Origin of the sequence: Phytoactinopolyspora halotolerans (assembly GCF_010550675.1) — a bacterium.
Taxonomy (GTDB): domain Bacteria; phylum Actinomycetota; class Actinomycetes; order Jiangellales; family Jiangellaceae; genus Phytoactinopolyspora; species Phytoactinopolyspora halotolerans.
The window spans coordinates 1-1,452 of sequence record NZ_JAAGOA010000054.1 but is presented as its reverse complement, the minus strand read 5'-3'; the positions used below and the strand labels follow the sequence as shown (position 1 = coordinate 1,452).

Here is a 1,452-nt window from a genome sequence, read left to right as displayed (position 1 = left end):
GGGTCTTCGGATCTCAGCGGGGAGGCCGTCCTTCGGGGCGGCCTTCTTTGTGTCCTGCGTGGCTTGTGCGGATCGGGGACGAAGGTGCCGCAGTCTTTGATGTGTGAAGAACAAGTACCGTGACACCTTCGTCGTGTCTGAGTCTAGTCGGATCGTGCAGGCGTTGGTGGGCCTGAAGAACGTTCAGGTGCTGGCGTATCAGCGCTGCGGGCCTGATGTGGAACTGTTGATCGAGCAGGTCGAGGTCACGCGGTTTTGCCCGTCGTGCGGTGCTCAGGCTCAGGTCAAGGACCGTCCCGTGGTGCGTTATGTGGATCTGCCGGTGTTCGGCACGCCGATGGTGCTGGCGTGGCGCAAACACCGTCTGCGGTGCCCGCACGAGCGTTGTCATCGCCGGTCATGGACATCGGGCGATCATCGGATCGCGGCGAAGAACTGTCGGCTGACCACGCGGTGCGCGAAGTGGGCTACCGAGCAGGTCGGCCGGGGCCGGGCGGTGTCCGATGTGGCCCGGGAGCTGGGCTGTGACTGGCACACGATCAACGACGCGGTCACCACCTACGGTGAAGCGCTGCTGCAGGCCGACACCAAACGCCTGACGTTGACCACGGCTATCGGTTTGGACGAGACGTCGTTTGTGAAACTACGCACCCAACGCTGTCGTCAGTACGTCACCACGGTCGCTGACGTGGCGAACCATCAGATCCTGGAGATCTTGCCCACCCGCGACTTCAAAGACGTCGCCCGCTGGGTGCATAACCAGCCAGGCTCATGGAAAGGCAAGATCCGCTTCGGCGCACTGGACATGTCCAACGTCTATGCCGCGGTCTACTCCGTGACCCTGCCCAAGGCCCGCCAGGTCGTTGATGCCTTTCACTGTGTCCAGCTCGCCAACCGTGCCCTCGACGAGGTCCGGCGCCGGGTGCAACGCGAGCACACCGGCCACCGCGGGCGCCGCGACGATCCGCTCTACCGGGTGCGCCGCGCGTTACTCACCGGCGAGGAACGCCTCAACGAAGCCGCCCAGCAACGACTCAACTCACTGCTCGAACTCGGCGATCCCCATGGTGAGGTCGCGATCGCCTACCGAGTCAAGGAACGCCTACGTGAGTTCTACCGCTGCACCGACATCAACACCGCCCAAGCGATGCTCACCCAGCTGATCGAACACTGCCAGCGGCCCCGCGATGCCGGCCGAACTACGCAAACTGGGCCGGACCCTGCACAAGTGGTTCGACAAGATCTGCAACTTCCACATCGCCCGCATCAGCAACGGCCCCACCGAGGCGCTGAACAATCTGATCAAGCGGATCAAACGCATCGGCTACGGGTTCCGCAACTTCCGCAACTACCGAGTCCGCGCCCTGCTCTACGCCGGCAAACCCAACTGGCGAGTGCTGGGCTCCATCGTCGTCCGATGAACCCAGCACCCCGCCAGAATCCGAAGACCCG

1 protein-coding gene is annotated in these 1,452 nt (G+C 63.6%); it reads left to right on the top strand.

Annotation, left to right across the window (positions count from 1 at the left end; all coding sequences use genetic code 11):
* Positions 1–103 precede the first annotated feature (103 nt).
* Positions 104–1,452 (top strand): ISL3 family transposase (locus tag G1H10_RS32040; protein ID WP_163745348.1); only part of this gene is annotated, 1,349 nt, incomplete at its 3' end.